Genomic DNA, 244 nt, shown 5'->3' with positions numbered 1-244 from the left:
CAGGGTTGGTGGAGGATGACGGGATCGAACCGACGACCCCCTGCTTGCAAAGCAGGTGCTCTCCCAGCTGAGCTAATCCCCCTTTTTCGTCCTCGCCTTCGATCGCCTTGCAGGAAGATGGTGGTGGGTCTAGTTGGGCTCGAACCAACGACCCCCGCCTTATCAAGACGGTGCTCTAACCAGCTGAGCTACAGACCCGGCAGCGCCGCTCCCAGCCCCCCCAGCAGAGGGTCAAGAGCAGCCC

General features: G+C 62.3%; 2 tRNA genes. Both read right to left on the bottom strand.

What is annotated here, in order from left to right:
- Window positions 1–6 precede the first annotated feature (6 nt).
- Window positions 7–82 (bottom strand) — tRNA-Ala (locus A612_RS00040).
- A 39-nt stretch (window positions 83–121) separates the two neighbouring features.
- Window positions 122–198 (bottom strand) — tRNA-Ile (locus tag A612_RS00035).
- Between the last annotated feature and the right edge of the window lie 46 nt (window positions 199–244).

Source organism: Melaminivora alkalimesophila (assembly GCF_000282995.1).
Classification (GTDB): domain Bacteria; phylum Pseudomonadota; class Gammaproteobacteria; order Burkholderiales; family Burkholderiaceae_C; genus Melaminivora; species Melaminivora alkalimesophila.
Note: the sequence above shows the minus strand (reverse complement) of the source record. Positions and strands in the feature narration are given on the sequence as shown.